The sequence below is a fragment of the Comamonas koreensis genome (genome assembly GCF_021026195.1).
In the GTDB taxonomy this organism is placed as follows: Bacteria; Pseudomonadota; Gammaproteobacteria; order Burkholderiales; family Burkholderiaceae_C; genus Comamonas; species Comamonas koreensis.
Window position 1 is genome coordinate 116,354 of record NZ_JAJNCT010000028.1, and the last position, 17,414, is coordinate 133,767.

Annotated in this window: 14 protein-coding genes; 4 read left to right on the forward strand and 10 right to left on the reverse strand. The window is 62.5% G+C overall.

Annotation, left to right across the window (positions count from 1 at the left end; genetic code table 11):
• Positions 1–39: 39 nt before the first annotated feature.
• The 9 genes from LPW39_RS19855 to LPW39_RS19895 all read right to left on the reverse strand — a co-directional run bounded on the left by LPW39_RS19855 (position 40) and on the right by LPW39_RS19895 (position 12,424).
• On the reverse strand, positions 40–1,959 hold the full coding sequence (locus LPW39_RS19855; RefSeq protein ID WP_407928881.1) for a bifunctional metallophosphatase/5'-nucleotidase: 1,920 nt from the start codon (positions 1,957–1,959) through the stop codon (positions 40–42).
• A 152-nt stretch (positions 1,960–2,111) separates the two neighbouring features.
• Entirely contained in the window at positions 2,112–3,164 is a 1,053-nt protein-coding gene (locus LPW39_RS19860; RefSeq protein ID WP_230779335.1) for an ABC transporter ATP-binding protein, read from the reverse strand.
• A 5-nt stretch (positions 3,165–3,169) separates the two neighbouring features.
• Positions 3,170–4,168: an ABC transporter ATP-binding protein gene (locus LPW39_RS19865; RefSeq protein ID WP_230779084.1), complete on the reverse strand. Its 999-nt coding sequence runs from the start codon at positions 4,166–4,168 to the stop codon at positions 3,170–3,172.
• Positions 4,169–4,203: 35 nt separating this feature from the next.
• Positions 4,204–5,115, reverse strand: a complete 912-nt coding sequence (locus LPW39_RS19870) for an ABC transporter permease (protein WP_230779087.1) — start codon at positions 5,113–5,115, stop codon at positions 4,204–4,206.
• Between the two features lie 52 nt (positions 5,116–5,167).
• Positions 5,168–6,742, reverse strand: a complete 1,575-nt coding sequence (locus LPW39_RS19875) for an ABC transporter substrate-binding protein (protein ID WP_230779091.1) — start codon at positions 6,740–6,742, stop codon at positions 5,168–5,170.
• Between the two features lie 51 nt (positions 6,743–6,793).
• Entirely contained in the window at positions 6,794–8,011 is a 1,218-nt protein-coding gene (locus tag LPW39_RS19880; RefSeq protein ID WP_230779095.1) for a M20 aminoacylase family protein, read from the reverse strand.
• 1 nt (position 8,012) lies between these two features.
• Entirely contained in the window at positions 8,013–8,993 is a 981-nt protein-coding gene (locus LPW39_RS19885; protein WP_133857713.1) for an ABC transporter permease, read from the reverse strand.
• A 246-nt stretch (positions 8,994–9,239) separates the two neighbouring features.
• Complete coding sequence (locus LPW39_RS19890) at positions 9,240–10,820, reverse strand: ABC transporter substrate-binding protein (RefSeq protein ID WP_230779098.1); 1,581 nt, start codon at positions 10,818–10,820, stop codon at positions 9,240–9,242.
• A gap of 548 nt (positions 10,821–11,368) precedes the next feature.
• On the reverse strand, positions 11,369–12,424 hold the full coding sequence (locus tag LPW39_RS19895; RefSeq protein ID WP_230779101.1) for a porin: 1,056 nt from the start codon (positions 12,422–12,424) through the stop codon (positions 11,369–11,371).
• Positions 12,425–12,747: 323 nt separating this feature from the next.
• Here LPW39_RS19895 and coq7 point away from each other — a divergent pair, with 323 nt between their 5' ends.
• Positions 12,748–13,368 carry a 2-polyprenyl-3-methyl-6-methoxy-1,4-benzoquinone monooxygenase gene (gene coq7, locus LPW39_RS19900; RefSeq protein WP_230779104.1) on the forward strand — a complete coding sequence of 207 codons (621 nt, stop codon included), beginning with the start codon at positions 12,748–12,750 and terminating at the stop codon, positions 13,366–13,368.
• Between the two features lie 98 nt (positions 13,369–13,466).
• Here coq7 and LPW39_RS19905 read toward each other — a convergent pair whose 3' ends face one another.
• Positions 13,467–13,916: an OsmC family protein gene (locus LPW39_RS19905; protein WP_133857709.1), complete on the reverse strand. Its 450-nt coding sequence runs from the start codon at positions 13,914–13,916 to the stop codon at positions 13,467–13,469.
• Between the two features lie 468 nt (positions 13,917–14,384).
• On the opposite strand from LPW39_RS19905, the gene ilvA reads away from it, so the two are divergent.
• Genes ilvA through LPW39_RS19920 form a run of 3 tightly spaced genes read left to right on the forward strand, consistent with a single transcriptional unit; the run spans position 14,385 to position 17,394 of the window.
• Positions 14,385–15,953, forward strand: a complete 1,569-nt coding sequence (ilvA, locus tag LPW39_RS19910; protein ID WP_230779107.1) for a threonine ammonia-lyase, biosynthetic — start codon at positions 14,385–14,387, stop codon at positions 15,951–15,953.
• Between the two features lie 23 nt (positions 15,954–15,976).
• A complete protein-coding gene (gene cobS, locus LPW39_RS19915) occupies positions 15,977–16,813 on the forward strand; it encodes an adenosylcobinamide-GDP ribazoletransferase (RefSeq protein ID WP_230779110.1) in 837 nt (278 codons plus the stop codon).
• Positions 16,810–17,394, forward strand: coding sequence for a histidine phosphatase family protein (locus tag LPW39_RS19920; RefSeq protein WP_230779113.1), 585 nt, complete (start codon positions 16,810–16,812; stop codon positions 17,392–17,394). The genes cobS and LPW39_RS19920 overlap by 4 nt, the downstream gene beginning before the upstream one ends.
• The last annotated feature ends 20 nt before the right edge of the window (positions 17,395–17,414 follow it).

Genomic DNA, 17,414 nt, shown 5'->3' on the forward strand with positions numbered 1-17,414 from the left:
GGCAGCCAAGGCTGCCCCGTGGTCATGCGGGGTCAGCGATCAACGCGCGTCCACAAAGCTCTTGGTGCTGTACAGGTCGGTGGACAGGCGCTTGAGCGCTGGCAGACCGGTCGTTGCATCCTTGGGCTGCGATTCGATGTAGTTGAAGAACACATCGGCATCGAGCACGCCGATGTCGAGGCGGCGCGCTGCAGGCACGGAGGCCAGGGTCTTGTAGCCGTCACCGCCGTTGGCGTTGAAGCTCAGCACGAACAGGCGGTAGGTCTTGCCCTGGTCCAGCGCAGCCCATTGGCCGGTGGTGGTGTCGCGCACTTCGATACCCGTGACACGGCTGCCAAAGGCGGCCTTGGCATTCACGTCAAAGCGCATACCGCCGGTGTAAGGGTAAGGGCCGGTCGAACCGCCAGCGCCGTACACGGCTTCCAGGCCGTCTTCGAGCATGCCCTTGACTTCCGTGCCGGTGACATCCAGGCGGAACAGCATGTTGCCAAACGGCAGCACCTGGATCGCATTGGCAGCGGTCACTTCACCGTTCAGCGGAATGCGTACGCCACCGCCGCTTTGCAGCGAGATGTCGGCACCGCCGTAGTGTTCGTTGGCCACTTCCAGGTAAGACTGGGCCACCAGCTGCTGGATGTCGCCACCGCGCAGGCTGACGCTGCCTTCGGTGTTGCAGGCCGCGCTGGAGCGGCTGTAGTCCGAGCTGCCTTCGCCGCCCGGTACACGGCGCGAGCACAGCTCTTGCGGTGCATAGGCCACCTTGGTCACGTTGAAGCTGGCAACCTTTTCGGTGAAAGGCTTGAGCACGGCGGCGGCCTGGGCCGAAGGCGCGGTGATGCGCAGGAAGCCGGCGGCATTCACGCTGCTGATGATGGACGTGCGCTGGGCTTCGGTCGCGGCAGTGCCGGCGATCTTGAAGTCATCGCCGATCAGCACGTGGGGCGTGCCTTCGCACTGGCTGACCACGCCGTCCTTGTCGAACTTGACCTTCAGCTCGCCCACGACTTGCGAGTATTCCCAGGCCTGCACGATGCAGACGGGCTTGCCGTCGAGGTCGGTGGTGTTGGTGGGGTAGGCGCCGCCTGGCGTGCCCACGCCGATGGTCTTCATCGCGTCTGGGCCCAGCAGGGTGTGCGAGTCACCGCCGACGATCACGTCCACACCGCGCAGCTTTTTGGCGATGCTGCGGTCGTTGTCGTAGCCGATGTGGCTCAGCAGCACAATGCGCTTGACGCCCTGGGCCTGCAGCTTGTCGATTTCGCGCTGGGCCGCCACGGCTTCGTCTTCGAACAAGGTGTCCTTGTCGGGGCTGGAGGAGGCCTTGGTCTTTTGCGCAATGGTCAGGCCGACGATACCGATCTTCTGGCCGCCACGTTCCACCACGGTGGAGGGCGAGACCATGTTCGGTGCGCGGCTGGGGTTCAGCGCCGAGTTGGCGCCAAACTGCACGTTCGCGCTCAGCACCGGCGTGGCACATCGGCCCGTCTTGAGGCGGTCCAGGATGCCCTTGAGACCCGAGTCGCCCTTGTCGAATTCGTGGTTGCCCAGGGTGTAGGCATCAAAGCACACGGTGTTGAGCATGGCCATGTCGGCCTCGCCATCGGCACCTGCGCGGTTGAAGTACAGGGTACCGGTCACCGCATCGCCGGCGTGCAGCTTCAGCACATGGGTCGACTGGGCAGCGATCGCGTCGATGGCGGCCGTCACGCGGGGGAAACCTGCGGCGTCCACGGTCACGGCCGTGGTCTTGCCGTCCACCGGCAGTTGCAGGGTGGCCGTCTTGCTGGCCAAGGTGGAGTGGTGGTCGTTGATGTGCAAGATCGTCAGCACATCGTCTTTTTCGCTGTCGTTGTCGCTGGAGCCGCCTCCACCGCAAGCCACCAATACGGCAGCCGCCACACCGCACACCGTCCAAACCATCACCTGACGTGCACCCTCTCGCACTGACAATGCAACCATTTCTGCTCTCTCCGTTATGACAAAGAGCTCTATGGTTTGTCCGCTAGATGACGTAGGTGTGACTTTCTGTAATAGCAAAGGGGCTTAGCAAGCGGGTGCGCCCCACAGCAAAACCGGCGCCTGAGACGCCGGTTTTGCAAAAGACCGGTGTTTTACAGCACCGGAATGCGTCCTTCCTCGACCGCATGGCAGGCCACTTTCACGCCGGCATCATCGATCAGCTGTGGGCGCTCGCTGCGGCAGCGCTCATTGGCCAGCGGGCAGCGCGGATTGAACGCGCAACCGGTGGGAGGATTCAGCGGATTGGGCACCTCGCCCTGCACGGGTGTGCGTGCCTTGCCGGTGTCGTGCATCTTCGGGATGGCATCGAGCAGCATGCGCGTATAGGGGTGGCGTGGTTTGGCAAACAGGGTTTGCTTATCGGCCAGTTCTACAAGCCTACCCAAATACATGACACCCACCTGATCGCTGACATGGCGCACCACCGCGAGGTTGTGCGAGATGAACAGATAGGTCAGACCGCGCTTTTTCTGCAGGTCCTTCATGATGTTGAGCACCTGGGCCTGCACGGAGACGTCGAGCGCCGAGGTGGGCTCGTCGCAGACCAGAAACTCCGGCTCGGTCGCCAGTGCGCGGGCGATGGAGATGCGCTGGCGCTGCCCGCCCGAGAACTGGTGCGGGTACTTAAGCATGTCCATCGGCGCCAGGCCCACCTGCACCAGCAGCTCGGCAACGCGGGCCTTGAGCTGCTCGGTGTTGGTGATCAGGCCATGCTCCTTGAGCGGCTCGCCAATGATCTGCTCGACCGACCAGCGCGGGTTCAGGCTGGCATAGGGATCCTGGAAGATCATCTGCACGCGGCGGCGCATCGCACGCGCGTTCGGGTCGCGGAAGGCGGCATGCGCATCCTGGCCGTCGAAGGTGAAGGTGCCGCGCGTGGGGCCGTACAAGCCCACCAGCAGGCGCGCCACCGTGCTCTTGCCGCAGCCGGACTCGCCCACCAGGGCCAGGGTCTTGCCCTTTTCGATGTCAAAGCTCACGCCATCGACGGCGCGCAGCAGGCTGCGCGGCTTGCGCTCCAGCACCCGGTTGAGCCAGGGTGCGGACACATCAAAAGTCTTGGCTAGGTCACGGGCCTGCACCAGGGGCTGCTTGTCGCCAGCGCTTGGCAGCGCTGCTGCGTCCTTGTTCGTCATGGTTGCCATCTCGCTCATACCGTGTCCTCGGTGGCAGCCACTTGGGGCTGGTAATCGGGCGCATGCAGCCAGCAGGCGGCCTGCGTGGCGCCAGCCATCATCAGCTCGGGGCGCTGCTCCATGCAGCGGTCAAACACCTGGGGGCAGCGCGGGTTGAAAGCGCAGCCCTTGGGGATGGCATTGAGCCGGGGCATGGCGCCGTCAATCTGGTTGAGGCGTTCGCGGTCGGCTTCCATATCGGGGATGGACGCCATCAGGCCCCGGGTATAGGGGTGCGCCGGGTGGTTGATCACCTCATGCACCGGGCCGATTTCTGCAACACGGCCGGCATACATCACCGCGACCCGGTCACAGGTCTCGGCGATCACGCCCATGTCATGGGTGATCAGCATCACGGCCGCGCCTCGGGTGCGGCAGATGTTCTTGAGCAGGCTGATGATCTGCGCCTGGATCGACACGTCGAGCGCCGTCGTGGGCTCGTCGGCCACGATCAGCTTGGGCTCGGCCGCAAGCGCCAGCGCAATCACCACCCGCTGGCGCATGCCGCCAGAAAACTGGTGCGGAAAATGGTCGATCCGCTCTTCGGCTGCCGGAATGCCGGTATCCTTGAGCAGCTGGATCGCACGCTGGCGCGCCTCCGCCGCCGAGAGCTGGAGGTGGGTCTGGATGGTCTCGATCAGCTGGCGGCCCACGGTGTAGAGCGGGTTCAGCGAGGTGAGCGGGTCCTGGAAGATCGCGCCAATGCGGCGGCCCCGGATGTGGCGCATCTTGTCCGCGGACAGGTTGTCGATGCGCTCGCCTTCGAGCACGATCTCGCCCGAAGCCACATGGCCTGGCGGCTCCAGCAGGCCGATGATGGACGCGCCAGTCAGCGACTTGCCCGCACCCGATTCGCCGACCACGCCCAGGATCTCGCCGGGGGCGATGGAAAAGGAGATGTTGTCCAGCGCCCGCAGCACACCATGGCGATTGGGAAACTCGACCACCAGATTTTTAACTTCCAACAATGACATCGTGGTTGTTCCTTGTTCGTCTTGTGTCCGCACCATCAACGCAGGCGCGGGTTGAGCGCATCGCGCAGCCAGTCGCCCAGCAGGTTGACCGACAGCGCGATCAGCACCAGCATCAGGCCCGGGAAGATCGTGATCCACCACTCACCGGAGAACAGGTAATCATTGCCCACGCGGATCAGGGTGCCCAGCGAGGGCGAGGTGGGCGGCGCGCCCACACCCAGGAAGGACAGGGTCGCCTCGGTAATGATGGCCGTCGCCACCTGGATGGTGGCCAGCACCATGACGGGGCCCAGCACATTGGGCAGCACATGCTTGACCATGATGCGCAGCGGTGCCACGCCGGTAACGCGGGCGGCCTGCACGTATTCCTTGTTGCGCTCCACCATCGTGGAGCCACGCACCGTGCGCGCATACTGCACCCAGCCCGTCAGCGAGATCGAGAGGATCAGCACGCCAAAGGCCAGCGACTCATTGGCATTGGGAAACACCGCACGGCCCACGCCAGCGATCAGCAAGGCCACCAGAATGGCGGGGAAGGACAGCATCACATCGCACAGGCGCATCAGCACCGAATCGATCCAGCCGCCCTTGAAGCCGGCCAGCAGGCCCAGGCCCACACCTACGACGACGGACAGGGCCACCGAGGCCAGGCCCACGATCAGCGAAATGCGGGCGCCATACATCAGCGCCGACAGAATGTCGCGGCCCTGGTCGTCGGTGCCCAGGATGTATTTCCAGCCTCCCTCTTCGCTCCAGACCGGCGGGATGCGCGCATCGCTCAGCTCGAGGGTGGTCAGGTCAAAGGGATTATGGGGCGCCACCCAGCCGGCAAACAGCGCGCAGAACACGCATACCGCCGCAATAAGGGCCGCCACGATGGCCGTGGGCGACTTGCGAAAGCTGTAGCCCACATCGCTGTCCATCCAGCGCCTGATTCGGTTTTTCATCGTCATCTTCTCTCTCTAATCGCTGGCCGCTGCAGCGCAGCGGCCCAGGCATTTACTTCTTCACCGTCATCCACTTGAAAGGCATGAAGCCATCGGCCATCTGCACCAGCTCCACGTTCTTGCTGACACCCCAGTTCATGAACTGCTGGTGCAGCGGCAGGTAGCCCACGTCGTCGGCCACGGTCTGCAGCGCTTCGTGGATCGCCTGGTTGCGCTTGGCCGTATCGGTCTCGGACTGCACCTGGCGGGTCAGCGCATCGACCTTGGGGTTGCAGTAGTTGCCATAGTTGAACGCGCCCGCACCCTTGCCGTCATTGCAGTTCATCAAGGCCAGCAGCGGGTTGTGTGCGTCGTAGGTCGAAGGCGTCCAGCCGAGGATGTAGAAGGCGGTTTCATGGCGCATGATGCGCGGGAAATAGGTGCCCTTGGTCTCGGCATTGAGCTGCACCTTCACGCCGATCTTGGCCAGGTTGGCCGAGACCGCCTGGCAGATGCGGCTGTCATTGATGTAGCGGTCGTTCGAGCAGTTCAAGGTCAGCGAGAAGCCATCGGGGTAGCCCGCCTCGGTCAGCAGCTTCTTGGCGGCGGCCGGGTCGTAGGGCAGGCGCTTGATGTCATCGGCGTAGCCATTGACACCCTTGCCGATCAAGGTGGCCAGGTTGCCCGATGCCCCGCGCATCACCTGCTTGTGCAGGCCTTCGATATCGATGGCCTGGTAGAAGGCCTGGCGCACGCGCTTGTCCTTGAACGGGTTCTTGCCCTTGACGCTGGCGTTCAGCAGCTCATCGCGCTTCTGGTCCATGCCCATGAAGATGGCGCGCAGCTCCGGCCCGGACACCACGCGGGTGCTGCCGGTGTTGGCCACGCGGTCTAAGTCCTGCACTGGCACCGGGTCGATCACATCGACCTGGCCCGACAGCAGCGCGGCCACGCGGGTGGCATCGTTGGCGACCGGCGTGTAGACGACTTCCTGCACATTGCCGTCGATCTTGTCCCAGTAGTTGGCGCTGCGGTTGAAGACGGTGCGAACATTGGGCTGGCGCTCGCGCACACGGTACGGCCCGGTGCCATTGGCCTTGAACGAGGCCGTGTTCTCGATGCCCTTGCGGCGGTCCACCGGGTTGACGGCATTGTTGGCCTCGGACCAAGCCTTGCTCATGATGTAGACCTGCGAGATCATGCTCGGCAGGATCGGTGCCGGGTCCTTGGTCTCGATATCGACCGTGTAGTCGTCGACCTTGCGCGTCTCCTTGATGGGGTTGGTGTAGGACTTCATGTCCGAACCCTCCAACTGGGTGCGCATCATCGAGAACACCACATCATCGGCCGTGAACGGCGTGCCATCGTGGAACTGCACGCCCTTGCGCAAGGTAAAGCGCCAGACGGTGGGCGAGGTCTGCTCCCATTGGGTGGCCAGCACCGGGCGCAGGCTCAAATCCCTGTTGCGGCCGGCCAGGGGCTCGTAGACGTTGCCGGTCACGCTCAGCTGCACCGTCTCATTGAAGGAATGCGGGTCCATGGACAGGGCATCGCCCTGGGAACCGATGCGCACGGTCTGCGCGCCGGCGGAAACATAGGCGGCAGCCAACATCGATACCAACAAGGTCTTGCTCATCGTGTGTTTCATCGTTCTCCCCTTTTATCAAGTCCGGCCCAACCGGGGCCGGGAGCTGAGGCTTTAGCCCAATGCAAGTGGCATGCCACGCTCGACGATGCCGGCATGCAGCGCTGCTCCCAGCGGCAGCACATCGTCATTGAAGTCATAGCGGTTGTTGTGCAGCGGAATGATGTCGTCACCGACGGCCTGTCCCAGGCGCAGATAGGCCCCCGGCTTTTGCTGCAGCATGAAGGAGAAGTCCTCGGCGCCCATGCTCGGGTCCATGTTGCGCACCACCAGCGGCTCGCCGACCAGATCGGCCGCCACATCGCCGGCAAACAGCGCTTCTTCCGAAGTGTTGATCGTCGCCGGATAGGAGCGCTCGTACTGCAGCTGCGCATTAACGCCAAAGGCCAGGCCCAGCGCCTGGCACAGCTCGCCCAGGCGGCGCTCGATCATGTTCTGCACATCGGGGTTGAAGGTACGCACGGTGCCCACCAAGGTGGACGTGCCTGGCGTCACGCTGTAGGCGGCCAGGTCACCGGATTGCACCGCGCAAATGCTGATAACGGCTGCATCGATCGCGCGCACATTGCGCGAGACGATGGACTGGATGGCGGTGATCAAATGGGCCGATGCCAGCACCACATCATTGGTCTGGTAGGGGTGCGCGCCATGCCCGCCCTTGCCGCTGATATTGATCTGGATGCGGTCGGCCGCCGCCATCATGGCGCCGGGGTTGATGCCGATCATGCCCTGGCGCATCGCAGGCCAGTTGTGCATGGCATAGACCGAATCGACCGGGAAGCGATCGAACAGTCCATCCTGGATCATCTCGCGCGCACCGGCGTAGCCTTCTTCGCCCGGCTGGAAGATCAGCACGGCGGTGCCATCAAAATTGCGGGTCTCGGCCAGGTAACGCGCCGCGCCCACCAGCATGGCGGTGTGGCCGTCATGGCCGCAGGCGTGCATCAGCCCCTGTTTGCCGGAGCGCCAGCTGCAGTTGCCCTGTTCGGTGATCGGCAGTGCATCCATGTCTGCGCGCAGGCCAATCATGCGGCCGCTGCCGTGCTTCTGGCCCCGGATCACGCCAACCACGCCAGTCTTGCCGATGCCCTGGTGGATCTCGTCCACACCGCAGAGGCGCAAGGCCTCGCTCACGCGGGCAGCGGTGTATTTTTCTTCGAAGCCCAGCTCCGGGTTGGCATGCAGGTCACGGCGGAAGGCCGTCAGTTCCGGATGGATCTGGGCCAGGTGCGAAAAGGCACGCGAGCTCGCGTTATAAGGCAGACGAGGCATCTCAGTGCCCTCCCGATTTTTCGACGCGCAGACGCGGGTCAACAGCAAAATACAACAGATCGACCACGAGGTTGATCACCACAAAAATCAGCGCAATCAGGCATAGGTAGGCGGCCATGACGGGGATATCGGCAAAGGTCACCGCCTGGATGAACAGCAGGCCCATGCCCGGCCACTGGAACACGGTCTCGGTGATGATGGCGAAGGCAATCAGGCCGCCCAGCTGCAGACCGGTGATGGTCATCACCGGCACCAGCGTGTTCTTCAAGGCATGGCCAAAGTAGATGGTGCGGTTGCTCAGGCCCCGGGCCTTGGCAAACTTGATGTAGTCGGTGCGCAGCACCTCCAGCATCTCGGCGCGCACCAGGCGCATGATCAAGGTGAGCTGGAACACCGCCAACGTGATGGCCGGCAGGATGATGTGGTGCCAGCCCTTGGCGCTCAGCAGGCCGGTGCTCCAAAAGCCCAGCTGCATCGTCGTGCCACGGCCAAAGCTCGGGAACCAGCCCAGATGCACCGAGAAGATCAGGATCAGCAAGATACCGATCAGGAAGGTGGGCAAGGACACGCCCAGGAGCGACAGGGTCATGAACACTTGACTCATGAAGCTGCCACGCCGCAGCGCAGCATACACGCCCATCGGCACGCCAATGACCAGGGCCAGCAAGGCAGCCACCATAGCCAGCTCGAAGGTCGCCGGGAAGCGCTCGGCAATCAAGGACGAGACCTTGGCCCCCTGGCGAAGGCTGATGCCGAATTCGCCCTGGGCGGCATTCACCAGAAAGTGCCAGAACTGCACGAAGAACGGTTTGTCCAGCCCCAGCGCGCTGCGCAACTCGGCAATCTGCTGTGGGGTGGCATCCTGGCCCAGCAGGAAGGTGACCGGATCACCCACATACTGGAACAACATGAAGGAAATGAACGCCACGGCGATCATCACGATCACCGCCTGTATCAATCGGCGCAATATGAATGCAAACATGGCTGACTCTCATCGTGACAAACAGAGGGAAGGTGCCCAGGACCCTTTGCAAAACGCTCCGCCATGGTCTGAACGCAGGCCCGGGCGAGCCGCTGGCGTCTCGTCCCGATCGGTGTCCATCCCGTTTTGGCGAGGGCTCTGCAGAGGATCCCCAGCACCCGTGTTGTCTGCCTATTCTTCTTTCGCTTTTTATGGAACAGCCTGCCACCCTATCGGGCGGCAGGCCTGCAAACGGCTCGCCGCTGGTCAGCGGACTGTCACCAGCTTGATGTCGACCCGGTTGTCAGCACGGTGCACCAGGTCGATGTTCTTCTTCATCGCCCAGGGGATCACTTGGTCATACAGTGGCAGGTGGGAGACCGTGTCGTTGGACAGCTGCAAGCCCTCGGTCAGCATGCGGGTGCGCACGGGCTGGTCGGTTTCCGTTTTGACGCGATCGACCAGGTAGTCCATGCGTTCATTGCTGTAGCGGCCGACATTGTAGTTTCCGTCGCCGCCCTTGCCGACGGTGCGCACCAGCGACTGCAGGCTGTAGAGCGAATCGAAGGTAGGCACGCCCCAGCCCAGCATGTAGATGCTCGCTTCGTTGCGCTGGATCATCGGGAAGTAGGTGACCATCGGCAAGGTGCGCAGCTTGGCCTTGACCCCTACCTTGGCCCACATCGCGGTGACCGCCTGGCAGATCGCCTCGTCGCTGATATAGCGGTTGTTGGGGCAGGCAAAGTCCACCTCAAAACCATCGGGGTAACCCGCTTGAACCAGCAGCTTCTTGGCGGCCTCCTGGTCATAGGGCAGACGCTGACCGACTGCCTCGGTCCAGCCGTTGACCTGAGGTGCCACCAAGGTGCCGGTGGGCTTGCCCAGGCCACGCAGGATGGTCTTGGTGATCGCCTGGATATCGATGGACTGGTACAGCGCCTGGCGCACCTTCTGGTCCTTGAGCGGGTTCTTGCCTTTGACGTTCGACCCGGGCAGCTCGTCACGGAACTGGTCCATGCCGAAGAAAATCGTACGATTCTCCAGGCCTTCGAGGATCTTCAGATCCGGGCTGGCGCGCAGGCGGTTCAGGTCCTGGGGTGTGGGATCGAGCACCATGTCCACTTCACCCGACAGCAGCGCCGCCATGCGGGTGGGCGCCGACTTGATCGGGGTATAGGTGATCGAGGTCACATTGCCCGGCATCTGTCCCCACCAGTTGGGGTTCCTCTTGAGCACCATGCGTACATCGGGCTGCCAGGATTCGAGGATGAAAGGCCCCGTGCCCATCGCATTGCGGTGGGCAAAATTCTCGTCGGACTTCTTGATGTCCATCGGTTCGGTGGACTTGTTCTTCTCCGACCAAGCCTTGCTCATCATGCGCAGCTCGGTCATCTGGCGCAGCAGCACCGGGTTGGGGTCGACCATGAAGATGTCAATAGTCGCGTCATCGACCTTGACGACCTTCTCGATGCCCTGCACAAAGGGGCCATAGTTCGATGTCTTGGCCATCGCACGCGTGATCGAGAACACGGCGTCATCGGCGGTAAAGCTCGATCCGTCCTGGAACTTCACGCCCTGGCGCAATGCAAAGCGCATCTGCTTGGGGGTCACCTCTTTCCAAGAGGTGGCCAGCAGTGGCTCGACCTCAAAGGTCTTGCTGTTATAGGTAACCAGGGTCTCGTAGACGTAAGGGTGAATGGCGTTGTGCAGGCCATTGTTTTGCGCGTGGATATCCCAGCTGGCAACATCGGCCTGGCTGGCCCACTTGAAGGGCTTGGCCTGGGCCACGCCAGCTGACAAAACGGTGGCTACCGCTATCGCAACCAGAGCAAGAGAAGGCTGTTTCATAAGTCCTCGCAGAATAGTAGTGCTTCACTATGCCGCAAGGAATCGATCTTCCGCATGGTGCTTCCCCCAAGGCGGGGATATTCCCGAGTTCCATTTATTTCTGCTAGGTGACCGGCAAAAGCAGGTGTTTTGTCGGGCAAAACACGGCTTCGTCTGCCAAATAGGCAAAGGCCTGCATTGCAGGCCTGCACTGACACCTGCTCTCTCTGTGTGCAAGAAAGCACAACAGCAGCATCTTGGGGGCTATCAGCAGCGATACAGAGCGCTGCTTGTAGGAAGACTGCAACAGGCCACGCTGCAGTTAGCTGTTAGCGTTGGCAGAAAGGAACAGCAGGCCAGGAGTTTGAAGCCTATCCAAGGCGCAGCCTCCTCATCCGGCATCAGCCGTGAGGGCATGCAAATGCGCGAACCAGCATGGATGCCGCCGCAACAGTGCCTGAATCCCTGCCAGCCAGCGAGCGACTGCCAGCGAACAGGCAAAAAAAAGCCCGTCTTTCGACGGGCTTTTTGCATTTCAGGTTGAGTAGCTAGGTCACCCTAGCCATTCATTAGAAAGCGTGACGCACACCAACGGTGATAGCGTTTTGGTTCTTGCCAGCGCCAGCTGGGTCGATGCCCAGGCCGTTAGCCGACAGGCTCATGGTTTCGCTCTTCTGGTTCTTCAGGAAAGCGTAGGTGCCGTACAGAGCGGTGCGCTTCGACAGGTTGTGGACATAGCCCAGCGACAGCTGGTGAGCCTTGCCTTCGATTTCCTTGTTGTCGTAGTAGTTGTAAGCCAGACGTGCTTCGCCAGCAGCGCCGACAGCAGCCGTTGCGCCCAGACCAGCGGACTGGAACTTAGCCTTGCTGCCACCACCAACTGGGGTGCTTTGCACTTGACGGACCAGGCCCGACAGCTTGAAAGCGCCGAAGTTGTAAGCAGCGCCCAGACCCAGACCTTGAGCCTTTTCGAAGCTGGCGGTAGGATCGTTTTGCTGGTCGTAAGCAATACCGGCGCTCAGAGGGCCGTTGTTGTAACCAGCGGACACGCCGATGTAACGCTTAGCGGAGCTGTCACCAGCGGTTTCGCCGAAGCCGTAGTTCACGCCAGCGGTGAAGCCGGACATGTTAGGGGTGTAGTACGAAACCATGTTGCCCACGCGAACTGGGTCGCCGAAGCCGTAGGTGCCGTTGCCGAAGCTGAAGTTTTGGCCGATACCGACTTGGCCGAACACGTCGTAGCCAGACACGGTGTTGTAAGCTGCGGTCAGTTCACGACCCAGACGCACTTCACCGAAGTTGCCCATCAGGGACACGGTGGAACGACGCTTGAACTCGAAGCCAGGACCTGCAGCGCCGCCGCCGGAAGCGGTACCGCTGTCGTTCTGGATTGCGCCTTCCAGCCAGAAACCAGCCTTCAGACCGCCACCCAGATCTTCCACGCCGCGGAAGCCCAGACGGCTGGTGGCGTTACCGGAGTTGGTCAGACCGTAGTTGCTTTCGCCACCGCTGGTCTTAGCGTAGGTCACGCCAGCATCAACGATACCGAACAGGGTCACGGAAGATTGAGCCATTGCGGCGCCGGAAGCGGCCAGCACTGCCAAGGCAACAAGAGATTTTTTCATTGCGAGTTACTCCAAGGTTTAACAGACGGCGCTGGTACGGGGGGGTTGATGTCAGCCTCACGGTTCTGCACAACTTCTACCTGCTCCCGCGCCAACCTCCTAGTGTGGAAGTTCTCTCTATTTCAACAGACCGCAGGCGGTTGCGCAAACAAATTCCCCCATTTGAGGACCTATTCGCTGCAAATCGTTGCTTGAGTGCAACGTTTAACGAATGTCAGCCGCCGTCCCATTTTTCGACAAAAATTTGCTGCAAAACAAGCCGTTTCAGAGGAGATTCGCCATGTTTGCAGCGGGGTGTATTCTACTGGTTAGCATGGCAACCTATGCAAGAACGACTCCTTTGCGCAGCAGATACTGCGCTGCGCACCCTGTTTGCAACGCCCCGTGCGGCCACCCCCTCGCCTGCCACGGGCATGGACGAGCCCGATCTCAGTCCTGAGGAGAAAAAACTCTCCGCCTCCTATATGCGGGTCAACCATGTGGGCGAGGTCTGCGCACAGGCGCTCTACACCGCCCAGGCCATGGTCACGCGCGATGAGCATCTGCGCGAGCACCTGCTCGAAGCCGCCCAGGAAGAGATGGACCACCTGGCCTGGACCCACCAGCGCCTGCAGGACCTGGGCGAGCGCCCCAGCTTGCTCAACCCGCTGTGGTTTGCCGGCGCTTTTGTGATCGGCACCGTGGCGGCCAAGGTCAGCGACCGCGCCAGCCTGGGTTTTGTCGAAGAAACCGAAAACCAGGTGTCCCTGCACCTGCAGTCCCACCTGGAGCTGTTGCCAGCACACGACGCTCCATCGCGGGCCGTCGTCAGCCAGATGAAGGCCGACGAGGAGCGCCATGCCGCTGCAGCGGTGGACGCAGGCGCCCTGCCCGTGCCCCTGCCCGCCCGGATGCTGATGAAGATCGCCTCCAAGGTGATGACTGTTACGGCGCACCATATATAAAGAGGGCCGTCTGTCCACAGAAACTGCCGGCCAAGCTGCCCAACAAAAAGCCGCCCTGCAAGGCGGCTTTTCTACAACATCGCTTGCGCGCTGCGTTTTTAGGCCTCCACCAGGTCAAACCCCGTGGTGATCTCGGCCGTCTTGCTCAGCATGATGCTGGCCGAGCAGTATTTCTCGTGGCTCATTGCGATGGCGCGTTCCACTGCGGCTGGCGGGATGCCTTTGCCGGTGACGGTGAACTGCATATGGATCTTGGTGAACACCTTGGGTTCGGTGTCGGCGCGCTCGGCCTTCAGGGCCACGGTGCAGTTTTTCACATCGTGGCGGCCGCGCTTGAGGATCAGCACCACGTCATAGGCGGTGCAGCCGCCGGTGCCTGCCAGCAGCAGCTCCATGGGGCGGGCAGCCAAGTTCTGGCCGCCGTTGGCCGGGTTGGCCGCGTCGGGCGCGCCATCCATGGCCACCACATGGCCGCTGCCGGTTTCTGCCACAAAGCCCATTCCCGAGCGGGCGCCACTCGCACCCGTCCACGTCACCGTGCATTCCATTGCATCTCTCCAAAAATCAGACGTCACAAGTGTGGCAGATCTGCCCTAACCCCTGCTATTTGTTGCTGTCTATCAACAGCATTGGAGAAAAAAATGGTTGCGGGCATTATTTTGCTGCATCGCAGCAGAAACATCGCTATACTTGGACCCATCTGCTGCTCCACAGCCAGGCCATGCCAAAACTGCTGGATGTAGCTTGCAAGTTGTCTCCTCCACCTCTCAAATGGTGGTTTCAAGCCCCTGATTCACATCAGGGGCTTTTTTTCTGCCCGCCTCAGGCGCAAATCCACTGCCGGTCCGCTCCAGTGAACGCCAGCGGTTATAGTGCATCGGTCTTTCGATCACCTGATGCCCGCCACCCCCGCCCATGCCGCGACCCGCGCATGCCTTGCGGGCTGGCGCATCAACCAGGCGCGCCATCCGCATGCGCTACCTTCTCGTTGCCTCATTTCTCTAGCGTGCATCCCTATGCCCTCCAAGACTGCTGCCGCGCTGACGCCGGCCGATTACCTGAAGAAAATCCTCACTGCGCGTGTCTATGACGTGGCCATTGAATCCAGCCTGGACTCCGCCAAGAACCTCAGCCGCCGCCTGCACAACAAGGTGCTGCTCAAGCGTGAAGACCAGCAACCCGTATTCAGCTTCAAGCTGCGCGGCGCCTACAACAAGATGGCCCACCTGACGGCCGAACAGCTCAAGGCAGGCGTCATTTGCGCCTCGGCAGGCAACCATGCCCAGGGCGTGGCACTGTCGGCCAGCCGCATGGGCACCCGCGCGGTGATCGTGATGCCCACCACTACGCCGCAGGTCAAGGTCGATGCCGTCAAGGGCCTGGGTGGCGAAGTGGTGCTGATGGGCGAAAGCTTCAGCGATGCCTATGAGCACTCGCTCAAGCTGCAACAGGAACAGGGCCTGACCTTTGTCCACCCCTTTGATGACCCCGATGTCATCGCCGGCCAGGGCACGATCGCGATGGAGATCATGCGCCAGGTGCAGAAAATCGGCTCCTCGCCGCTGAATGCGGTCTTTGTCGCGATTGGCGGCGGCGGCCTGATCGCCGGGGTGGCCAACTACATCAAGGCCGTACGGCCCGAGATCAAGGTCATCGGCGTGCAGATGAACGATTCGGACGCGATGGTCCAGTCGGCCCGCGAAGGCAAGCGTGTGGCACTGAACGATGTGGGCCTGTTTGCCGATGGCACCGCCGTCAAGCTGGTGGGCGAGGAAACCTTCCGCGTCGCCCATGGCCTGGTCGATGAATACATCACCGTCGACACCGATGCCGTCTGCGCTGCGATCAAGGACATCTTTGTCGATACCCGCTCCATCGTCGAGCCCTCGGGCGCGCTGGCCGTGGCCGGTATCAAGCAGTATGTGGCCAAGAACAAGACCAAGGGCGAGACCTATGCCGCGATCCTGAGCGGCGCCAACATGAACTTTGACCGCCTGCGCTTCGTCGCCGAGCGCGCCGATGTGGGCGAGGAAAAGGAAGCGCTGTTTGCCGTCACCATCCCTGAGGAGCGCGGCAGCTTCAAGCGTTTCTGCGAAGTCATTGGCAACCTGCCCGGTGGCGCACGCAGCGTGACCGAATTCAACTACCGCATCAGCGATGACCGGCGCGCCCATGTCTTTGTCGGCATCTCGACCAACAGCAAGGGCGAGTCGGAAAAGATCTGCCGCAACTTCCAGAAGAACGGCTTTGAAGCGCTGGACCTGACCTTTGATGAGCTGGCCAAGGAGCATGTGCGCCACATGGTCGGCGGGCGCTCGCAGCTCGCGCAGGACGAGCGCCTGCTGCGCTTCATCTTCCCCGAGCGGCCCGGCGCGCTGTTCAAGTTCCTGAGCCTGATGGCCCCGAACTGGAACATCTCGCTGTTCCACTACCGCAACCAAGGTGCAGATTACGGCCGCATCCTCGTGGGCATGCAAGTGCCCCAGGAAGATTCGCAGAGCTTTGAGCAGTTCCTGAACAACCTGGGCTACCCCTGGATCGAAGAGACCCAGAACCCGGCCTACCGCTTGTTCCTGCAGGCCTAAAGCCCAACCACCCCACCCGCAGCATGCAAGCCTTGCGCCATTTTCTGTTGGCGGTGCAGTTTTTCACCCGCATTCCGGTCACCGGCAAGCTGGGCGATTGGGTAGGCTACAGCCCCGAGATGCTGCGCGCCAGCGCCGGCCACTTCCCCGGCGTAGGCTGGATCGTGGGCCTGGTGGGCGCCGGTGTGCTGGCCGCCAGCAGCCTGCTGCTGCCGTCTGGCAATGGCTACAGCCCACTGGTCGCTGCCGTGCTCAGCACCTTGGCCACCGTGCTGCTCACCGGCTGCTTCCATGAGGATGGTTTGAGCGATGTGGTCGATGGCCTGGGCGGCAGCCACCAGCGTGAGCGCGCGCTGGAGATCATGAAGGACTCGCGCATCGGTGCCTATGGCGCGATGGCCATGGTGCTGGCCGTGCTCAGCAAGACCGCCCTCATCGCGCTGCTGGCCAGCCACAGCCTGTCCTTGGCCATGGCGAGCTTGGTGGCCGCCCATGTCATCGCCCGCCTCTGGCCCATGTTTGTGGTGCGCAGCCTGCCCCATGTGGGCGACAGCGCCTCGTCCAAAAGCAAGCCGCTGGCGGCCTTTATCAGCCGCAAAGGCCTGGCTTGCTGTGTAGCCTGGTCCTTGCCCGCCGCCCTGCTGCTGGGCCTGGTCGAAGGCTGGGAGGTCCTGTTGCTCGCCCTGGTGCTCAGCGCCGCCGCTGCGCTGTGGATGCGCCAATGGCTGCAGCGCCGCCTGCAAGGCTTTACCGGCGATGGCTTGGGCGCTGCTGAACAGGTCAGCGAGATAGCGTTCTATCTGGGTGCAGCGCTGTCGCTGGGCCCTGCCGGCAGTTGGCTGGCCCAGGCGCTGGCATGACGGCGCTGTGGCTGCAGCGCCATGCCCAGCCGCTGGTGGCGCCGGGGGTCTGCTACGGCCGCACGGACCTGGCCGCCGACGACAGGGCTACCGCCGCCGCCGCGCAGGCTCTGCAAGGCGCCTGGACGGCCGAGGCGCTGCCGGCCGGCACCGTCTGGCACTCCCCGCTGCAGCGCTGCACGCAGCTGGCCACCGCCTTGCAGATGCAGGCACCCGCATTCCAGCTGCGTGCCTGCAATGATCTGGCAGAAATGGACTTTGGCGCCTGGGAAGGCCAGCGCTGGGATGGCATTGCGCGTGAAGAGATGCAGGCCTGGACCGCCGACTTCATGGCCTATGCGCCAGGCGGCGGCGAATCACTGGCCACGATGATGGCGCGCGTCACGCGTGCGCTGGATGCCGCACGCCAGCAGGCGCGGGAAACCGGCCAGCCCGTTCTCTGGATCAGCCACGCTGGTGTCGCCCAATGCGCGCACTGGCTGCTGACAAGGGGCCAAAGGCTGCCGCTGGCCAAGGACTGGCCCTCGGTCAAACTCGCTTATGGGGAATGGCTGCGATTGCCGCTGTTCAGCGATCTTTGACCGCTACTGCCCGCGCCCAA